At 67.9% G+C, this 7449-nt stretch carries 9 protein-coding genes; 3 read left to right on the top strand and 6 right to left on the bottom strand.

Annotation, left to right across the window (positions count from 1 at the left end; translation table 11 throughout):
* Positions 1-93 precede the first annotated feature (93 nt).
* The gene (locus ACOJVU_RS01615; protein WP_421528171.1) at positions 94-993 is read right to left on the bottom strand and encodes an alpha/beta fold hydrolase; all 900 of its coding nucleotides are present in this window, start codon (positions 991-993) and stop codon (positions 94-96) included.
* Between the two features lie 427 nt (positions 994-1420).
* Here ACOJVU_RS01615 and ACOJVU_RS01610 point away from each other — a divergent pair, with 427 nt between their 5' ends.
* Positions 1421-1816 carry an integrase gene (locus ACOJVU_RS01610; protein ID WP_421528170.1) on the top strand — a complete coding sequence of 132 codons (396 nt, stop codon included), beginning with the start codon at positions 1421-1423 and terminating at the stop codon, positions 1814-1816.
* 13 nt (positions 1817-1829) lie between these two features.
* Here the strand turns inward: ACOJVU_RS01610 and ACOJVU_RS01605 are convergent, their stop codons facing one another.
* The gene (locus ACOJVU_RS01605; protein WP_421528169.1) at positions 1830-1952 is read right to left on the bottom strand and encodes a hypothetical protein; all 123 of its coding nucleotides are present in this window, start codon (positions 1950-1952) and stop codon (positions 1830-1832) included.
* A 218-nt stretch (positions 1953-2170) separates the two neighbouring features.
* Here ACOJVU_RS01605 and ACOJVU_RS01600 point away from each other — a divergent pair, with 218 nt between their 5' ends.
* Entirely contained in the window at positions 2171-3718 is a 1548-nt protein-coding gene (locus ACOJVU_RS01600) for an LCP family protein (RefSeq protein ID WP_421528172.1), read from the top strand.
* A gap of 146 nt (positions 3719-3864) precedes the next feature.
* Here the strand turns inward: ACOJVU_RS01600 and ACOJVU_RS01595 are convergent, their stop codons facing one another.
* From ACOJVU_RS01595 to ACOJVU_RS01580, 4 genes are all read right to left on the bottom strand, one after another.
* On the bottom strand, positions 3865-4656 hold the full coding sequence (locus ACOJVU_RS01595) for an SDR family NAD(P)-dependent oxidoreductase (RefSeq protein ID WP_421528168.1): 792 nt from the start codon (positions 4654-4656) through the stop codon (positions 3865-3867).
* 58 nt (positions 4657-4714) lie between these two features.
* Complete coding sequence (locus ACOJVU_RS01590; RefSeq protein WP_421528167.1) at positions 4715-5545, bottom strand: SDR family oxidoreductase; 831 nt, start codon at positions 5543-5545, stop codon at positions 4715-4717.
* 77 nt (positions 5546-5622) lie between these two features.
* A complete protein-coding gene (locus ACOJVU_RS01585) occupies positions 5623-6573 on the bottom strand; it encodes an enoyl-CoA hydratase (RefSeq protein ID WP_421528166.1) in 951 nt (316 codons plus the stop codon).
* Between the two features lie 160 nt (positions 6574-6733).
* Positions 6734-7051 carry a hypothetical protein gene (locus tag ACOJVU_RS01580; protein ID WP_421528165.1) on the bottom strand — a complete coding sequence of 106 codons (318 nt, stop codon included), beginning with the start codon at positions 7049-7051 and terminating at the stop codon, positions 6734-6736.
* Between the two features lie 56 nt (positions 7052-7107).
* Here ACOJVU_RS01580 and ACOJVU_RS01575 point away from each other — a divergent pair, with 56 nt between their 5' ends.
* Entirely contained in the window at positions 7108-7362 is a 255-nt protein-coding gene (locus tag ACOJVU_RS01575) for a hypothetical protein (protein ID WP_421528164.1), read from the top strand.
* Positions 7363-7449: the final 87 nt, after the last annotated feature.

The raw sequence follows: 7449 nt of genomic DNA, 5'->3' as shown, positions 1-7449 counted from the left end.
TGCTTTTGTTGAACACGCGGACGCCGTCGAGGACCATCTGCCCAACCTTGAGCCATGAGGCCCAGGCCACGGTAGGGCGCCCCTCTGAGGGCTCTAGTGTCTTTGGACCCCACCGACATCGACGCGCCGCGCGAGGAAATCGAGCACCGCCCCGGCGAAGACGTCGTTGCGATCCCCGGCGACCATGTGCCCCGCCCCGCGCACGTCGGCGAACTCGACCCCCGGGAAGCGGGCGAGGAACTCCTCGGCGCGCTCCTGGCTGACGAGGTCGCTCATCCGGCCCCGCACCAGAAGCATCGGCACGCCGCTCGCAAGGATCGCGTCCACGGCGGCGTGCATCCGGTCGACGTCGGTGACCTCCATCGCCGGGTGCGCCGCGGTACCGCTGATGAACTTCGGATCCCAATGCCAGTACCAGCGATCACCGCGGCGGCGCAGGTTGGTGGTCAGTCCCCCGAGGTCGCTCGGCCGGGGGCGGTGCGGGTTGTACTCGGCGATCGCATCCGCGACCTCGTCCAAAGAGCCGAATCCCGATTCCACCCGCTCGGCCATGAACGCATGAATCCGGCTCGCCCCGGACTGCTCCATGTCCGGCACGATGTCGACGAGCACTACCGCGCCGGCGATGCCCGGCGAAAGCTCCCCGGCCAGCAGCATCGAGGTGAACCCGCCCAGCGAAGCCCCCACCAGCACGGGTTTCTGCGGCAGGCCACGCAGTACTTCCTGCACGTCACGCGCGAAACTGATGACGCGATAGTCGCCGTCGCCGGACCAGTCGGATTCTCCGTGCCCCCGCAGGTCGACCGTGACGGCCTGCCACCCGCGCCTGGCGACTGCGGTGGCCGCCTTGGCCCACGATCGGCGCGTCTGCCCGCCACCGTGCAAGAACACGACGGCACGAGCCTGCGGATCACCTAGTCGGTCGCAGGCGATGCGCACACCGCCCGGCCCGGACGCGGCAAACGGTTCAGGGTCTGCGGGACATCGCCCCATGCCCGTCCGGGCCGTTCAGCGGTCATCACCGGATACTAGAACGCCGAAGCGGGTACACCCCCCCCCGCCGCAGGGTAGGCAACCGCCGGGCAACTGCCCGAAGTCGGCTGCGCGAATGCCGGGAAACCGTGATCTCGCCCGGCGCGCACACCAAGCAGTCGATGATGTCGGCGCGCAGGGAGTTCCCTTCCTGACGAAGGCCATTTTCACCGCGCCGCGCCGGCCGTTGATCGCGCCGGAATTCGGTTGAGACTGTCCCCACGCCAGAGTCCTGTCCGTGCCAGAGAACGCCAAAAGCACCGGATAGCCCATGCCTCTACCATGAGGGCGTGCGGCAGGGCGGCGTTGGCACCGCGATTCCCGCCTTTGCTGCGCCCACGCCTGGTTCGCGTTTGAAGGTCGAAACCCGGGAGGAATCATGCACTACATGAAGAGCTGTCTCAGCCGAGGCGTGAGAGCCCTCGCCGGCCCGGTCGTGGCCATGGCGGCACTGCTGAGCTTTGCCATACCCGCACACATCGCGCTGGCCGATACCCGTCAAAGCACCTGCGGCACAACCGCCCGGTGCCCGCTCGGCCCGGCTCCGGACGGCGGTGATCAAGGGACCGCCGAGCGGCAGATCATGAACGGGTACGTCGACAACGAGAAAGGGTGCCAACCCGACGGAACACCCGATCCGCAGTCCGTAACCTGGGATCCCCCGGGCTTCCAGCCGAACACCGGCGGATCGGGGACAATCACCGACGCGGATCCGCACCTGGGCGGGCAGTTTCGCGCCGATTGGGTGAACGGACAATGGCATATCGAGTACCCGCACTGCTGAACTTCCGTTTCGGTCACGCCGCCACCGTGATGTGGTCGCTCCGGAGCGCGTCACGACCGGCCGCGTCGAGGCCGCCGTGCGGTGCCGAATCCGCCGTCTCGAACCCGTAGCGGAATAGCGCCGATTCCGTGGGCACCGTGCAAATCCTGAGATGTGCGCACTCAAACCTGCTGGTAGCGTGGTCGCGGCAGTCGCGAATGCCGCCGATCCGCCAGCGAGAGCCCCATACCGCCCCGACGTTCCGCTTTGGGGTCTCGCAGCAAGCTACCGCATACTGGGAGCCGTGCCAGAAGTGACATCACCGCAAACCGCTGACGCGGTGCCGGTTGGTGCGCCGGCCACGGCTCGAGACCTCTGATGGCGCGCTCGGGCGCGCGCCACCGTCATCGGGCCGTCAAACAACCGTCACGACTACGGCAGGCGCTGACGCGTGCCCTGATGGCGCTGGCCTCGGTGGCCGCGGTGACGCTGACCGGTGCGGGATATTACGTTGCCCACGGCGCGCTCGGCGGCATCACCGTCTCGCAGGCGCTGAGCCCGGAAGATCCCCATTCCAGCGGTGACGGCGTGAACATCCTGCTCATCGGACTGGACTCACGCAAAGACCAGGACGGCAACAACCTGCCCTGGTCCATCCTGAAGCATTTGCACGCGGGCGATTCCGACGACGGCGGCTACAACACCAACACGCTGATAATGGTGCACGTCGGCGCCGACGACAAAGTGGTGGCCTTCTCAATCCCCCGCGACGACTGGGTGCGGTTCAACGGCGTCCCCGGCTACGACCACATCAAGATCAAAGAAGCGTACGGGCTGACCAAGCAATACGTGGCACAGAAGCTGGCCGACCAGGGCGTGAGCAGCCAAAAGGAACTGGAGACCAAGGGCCGCGAGGCCGGGCGGTCGGCGACCTTGCGCGCGGTGCGGAACCTGACCGGCGTTCCCATCGACTATTTCGCCGAGGTCAACCTGGCCGGCTTCTACGACTTGACGAAGGCGCTGGGCGGCGTGCAGGTCTGCCTCAAGCAGGCCGTCTACGACTCGTATTCCGGTGCCAACTTCCCCGCCGGGCCCCAGACGCTGGATGCCGCGGAGGCGCTAGCGTTCGTTCGGCAGCGTCACGGCCTGGAGAACGGCGACCTGGACCGCACCCATCGCCAGCAGGCCTTCCTGTCATCGGTCATGCACGAACTGCAGGAGTCGGGCACCTTCACCAACCTGGACAAACTCACGAGCCTGATGGCGGTGGCACGCAAAGACGTCGTCCTGTCGGCCGGCTGGAACGAGGAGTTGATCCAGCGCCTGGGCGAACTGGTCGGCGGCAACGTCGAGTTCCGGACGCTGCCCGTGGTGCGCTATGACAACATCGACGGCCTGGACGTCAACATCGTCGACCCGGCGGCGATCAAGGCCGAGGTGGCCCGGGTGATCGGCGCCGCCCCGCCGACGACCCCAACCACCACGACCGCCGCCAAACCGAACCCCGACACCATCGTCGACGTGATCAATTCCGGCAACATCAGCGGCCTCGCCTCCACCGTTTCCCACGCGCTGAAAAAGCAGGGCTACACCGCGGGCCAGGTCCGCGACCGTGAGTCCGGCGAGCCCACCGCCACGACGCTCGACTACGGCGTCGGCGCGCAGACCGATGCGCGCAACGTGGCCGGCCTGCTCGGCCTGGATGCGCCGAAGAACCCCGACCCCTACCTCAAGCCCGGACACATCCGCGTGACCCTGGCCACCGACTACTCAATGCCGGACCAGGACGACAGCAGCGACGAAACCACCACCACGACCGCGTCCAGCAAGGCCAGCTCGTACGGGTACTGGAGCACCAGCACCTACCCGTCGCCCGATCCGGGCAAGCCCATCGACGGCGGCGGGGTGCCCTGCGTCAATTAGGCGCCCTCCACGCGCGGGGTCAATTAGGCGCCCTCCACGCGCGGGGTCAATTAGGCGCCCTCGCCCAACGTGAAATCACGGCGAAGTTTCGGCGATTTTTTCGCCGTGCGTTCACGTTCGGCGCAGCGAAGCTTCCCGGTAGTCTTTCAGGCGTGCGTTCCGCCGTCGATGCGGATCTCGGTGCCCGTGATGAACCCTCCGTCCTCGGACACCAGCATGGCGATCACCCCGGCGACCACCGCGGGATCGGCCATGCCCGCACCGCTGGACTCCACCGTGGTGGGCAGGATCGGCATCAGCCTGGAGAACAGCGACCAGTCGGCGTCCTGCGGGATGTAACCGCCGGTCGCATCGGTGATCCCCGACTTGATGCTGCCCGGCGCCACACACACCGCACGCAGGCCCTTGCGCGCGTATTCGAGCGCCAGCGAGTGCGTGAAGGCCTGGATCCCGCCCTTGCTGGCCGCGTAGGCCGCCATGTACGGGTGGGCGAACGAGGCCGAGGTGGAGCTGAAGTTCACCACCGCACTGCGCGGGTTGGCCAGCAGCGCCGGAAGTGCTTCCCGGACCACCAGGAACGTGCCGGTCAGGTTGACGCCGACGATCTGATTCCACAGCTCGAGGGTGGTCTCATGCGTGTGCGCGGCGCGCAGCATGCCAGCGGCGTTGACGAGCGAATCCAGGCCGCCGAGCGCGTCCGCGGCCCCGCGCACGCCGGCGGTCACCGAGTGCTCGTCGGCGACGTCCATCGCACACGCGACGAAGCGCTCGGCGTTGCCGGCCTGGGCCGCCCGGGCCCGGGTCGCGTCCAAGCCGTCGGTCGCGATGTCGGCGGCCACCACCGCGGCGCCCTCATCCAGCAACCGCAGGGCTGTGGCCTGGCCGATCCCCGACGCTGCTCCCGTCACCAGGATCCGCTTGCCCTCGAGTCGCTTCATCTGCCGCTCCCGTTGTCTCGTCCGTAGGCGTGCCCATCATCGCAGGGCCGGGACGCGGTCAGACCACCCCGCGTAGCCCGTCGGAGCCGAACGCGGGTTCCAGCATCGCGGAGAAATCCGGGCCCCGGCGCAGCATGTGGCCACCGTCGACGTTGATGCACTGCCCGGTGATCCAGCTCGCCGCGTCGCTCAGCAGGAACATCGCCAGGTTGGCGACGTCTTCGGCCTCCCCCGGCCGGGGCAACGGGGTGCAGTTGCGGTAGTCCTCGCTCAGCTCCGGCGACCCGATGATCGGCGCAACCAGATCGGTGCGGATCAGGCCCGGACGGATGCTGTTGACCCGCACCCAGGACGGGCCGAGCTCGTCGGCGGCCAGCATCATCATGTGGTCCACGGCCGACTTGGTCACCCCGTAGGCGCCGAACCAGCGATGGGTGTTGCTGGCCGCGATCGACGAGATCCCGACGAACGAACCGCCGCCACCACGCACCAACTCGCGGGCCGCGTGCTTGAGCACATACATGGTCCCGTTGACGTTGAGGTCGACGGTGCGGCGCCACGCCGACGAATCGACCTGGGTGATCGGGCCGATGGTCTCCGATCCGCCCGCGCAATGCACCGCACCGTGCAGGCGGCCCTGCCACGCCGTGGCGGCCTCGACCGCACGCGCGGCCTCCTCCTCATTGGTGACGTCGGTGGGCTCGTAGCGGATCGCGCCGCCCGCATCGAGGGCCTCGATTTCCTTCACGGCCGACGCAAGGCGGTCGGCGTTGCGTCCGACGATCATCACCGAAGCCCCGGCCTCGACCAGCCCGGCGGCCACCCCCTTGCCGATTCCGCTGCCACCACCGGTGACGAGATAGGTCCGGTCCTGGAAAGAAAGCTGCACGCAAGGCCCCTCACGCCGAAACTGAAACAGGTTCTCGCTATCGAACCACGCGCGTGTCGGCGCGCACCAGCGAACGGTTACGGCGTATCGCGGCGCGCCAGCTTCGTCGGCTTGGCGTTGCGCCAGTCCTCGACGTCGGGCGGTAGGCCGACCGGATACTTGTTCTCGTTGTGCGCGGCCCAATGGGCGTGGCCCAATTCGTGGATGTGGAACGCGTGCCGCAGCGCCTCGGTGAATCCCATCGCGTCGGAGGCGGCGTTGACCGAGTCCTTGACCAGCAGGGCCGCCATCGTCGGACGCTCGGCGATGCGCCGGGCGAATTCCAGTGTCTTCTCGGCCAATTCGTCGACCGGAAAAACTTTGGACACCATGCCCAGCCGATAGGCCTCCTCGACGTCCAGCGAATCACCGGTGAGCAACAGCTCCTTGGCCTTGCGCGGACCGAATTCCCAAGGGTGGGCGTAATATTCGACTCCCGGCATGCCCAAGCGCACTGCCACCACGTCGCTGAACTTCGCATTGTCGGCGGCGACGATCAGGTCGCACGCCCACACCAGCATCAGGCCCGCCGAAATCACGTTGCCCTGCACCTGCGCGATGGTGATCTTGCGCAGATCCCGCCAGCGGCACGTGTTCTGGAAATAGTAGTGCCACTCCTGCAGGTATGCCTTTTCCGCGATCGGATCGCGGGTCGCGCCGTGGGACCGGAACGTCGGATGCTGTCCCGGTCCGGGTCGGCGCTCCAGCAGTGCGGCCTCCGAACCCAAGTCGTGACCGGCGGAGAAATTCTTACCGCGCGCGGCCAGGATCACCACCCTGACCTTGTCGTCGGCCTCGGCGCGGCCGAACGCCTCGTCGAGCTGCACCAGCAGGGTGCGGTTCTGGGCGTTGTGGGCGTCGGGCCTGTTGAGCCAGATCCGGGCGACCCGGCCCTCGTCGAGCGTTTCGTAGGACACCGACTCCTGCTCGTCGGCCCTGGTTGAGCCCGCTTGACCTGCGGCTTGCTCAGACAGCGTTACTGCGCCCACCTCACTCTGTGTCGACTCGGAGTCGGCCCTCGGTCCGCTCCAGATCGTTTACACATTACGGCCAGAGCGTAAGCGTGCCATCAGGGGGATGACCGTCTTGACGACCGTGCGCGGTCCGCGTCGGACAGACCCGCCGCCACCGATTCGAAAGCGCGCCGGATCAGGCCTGTTCCAACGCCGCCGCCAGCAGCGCCGCGGCCGATTTGAGCAGTCGCAGCGAACGCTCGAGGTCTGCGTTCTCCCGCCTCAACAGCTCGGCCTCGGATCGGTCGCAGGCCCCGGCCGCGCCGCCGTGGTCGATCACGCCCGCGCGGGTCCGCTCATGCACGTCATGCACGGTCTCGGTGACCGTGTTGCCGTGCGTGTCGGTGACCGCCCGGATCGCCATGCGCTCCATGTCGTGGCGCCCATGCACGGGCGCCACGGAGCGCTTGTCCTGCGGACACGAGGCCCCGTTGGCCGTCGCGGGCGTCGACACCGTCGTCAACTGTTGGGCGGCCCGGATGCCGGGCCGAGGACCGCCTGCGCGGCGACGTGCGGCGTGGCCGCTGGTCGCTGGTCGCGCCGTCGTCGAAGGTCGGCCTGCCGCTCGCGGAGTTCGGCCTCGCGCTGGTCGAGCTGGGCTTGCCGCTGGGCGAGCTTGGCTTCCTGACGGTCGTGCCCGGAGTCGTACTCGTGCAGCTCGGTCTCCCACCGGCTGAGCTGTACTTCCTGCCGGCGCAGCTGTTCCTCGCGCTGGTGCGCTTCGCGTTCGTGCTGCTGGAGGGCGGCACTTCCTGCTGGTTGTAACCGCGCTCGCCGATACGGGGTCGCGAAAAAGCGATGTTGTGGACATCGGCCGGAGGGAGAGCCATTTTCTTTCTCCCGGAGGCCCAG

The organism is Mycobacterium sp. THU-M104, assembly GCF_049197365.1.
GTDB lineage: Bacteria > Actinomycetota > Actinomycetes > Mycobacteriales > Mycobacteriaceae > Mycobacterium.
The sequence above is the reverse complement of the archived record's forward strand: the minus strand, read 5'-3'. Positions and strand labels throughout refer to the sequence as shown.